Origin of the sequence: Anoxybacillus sp. MB8 (assembly GCF_011006755.1) — a bacterium.
GTDB lineage: Bacteria > Bacillota > Bacilli > Bacillales > Anoxybacillaceae > Anoxybacillus > Anoxybacillus gonensis.
Window position 1 is genome coordinate 1 of the sequence record NZ_RXXX01000136.1, and the last position, 447, is coordinate 447.

1 rRNA gene is annotated in these 447 nt (G+C 57.3%); it reads right to left on the reverse strand.

Annotated elements, in window-relative coordinates:
* Positions 1-9: 9 nt before the first annotated feature.
* A 16S ribosomal RNA gene (locus EKC99_RS15545) occupies positions 10-447 on the reverse strand; the annotation flags it as partial.

The following is a 447-nucleotide window of genomic DNA, read 5'->3' on the forward strand; positions in this document are numbered from 1 at the left end:
TATCCTTAGAAAGGAGGTGATCCAGCCGCACCTTCCGATACGGCTACCTTGTTACGACTTCACCCCAATCATTTGCCCCACCTTCGGCGGCTGGCTCCCGTAAGGGTTACCTCACCGACTTCGGGTGTTGCAAACTCTCGTGGTGTGACGGGCGGTGTGTACAAGGCCCGGGAACGTATTCACCGCGGCATGCTGATCCGCGATTACTAGCGATTCCGGCTTCATGCAGGCGAGTTGCAGCCTGCAATCCGAACTGAGAGCGGCTTTTTGGGATTGGCTCCCCCTCGCGGGTTCGCGACCCTTTGTACCGCCCATTGTAGCACGTGTGTAGCCCAGGTCATAAGGGGCATGATGATTTGACGTCATCCCCACCTTCCTCCGACTTTTAGCCGGCAGTCACCTTAGAGTGCCCAACTGAATGCTGGCAACTAAGGTCGAGGGTTGCGC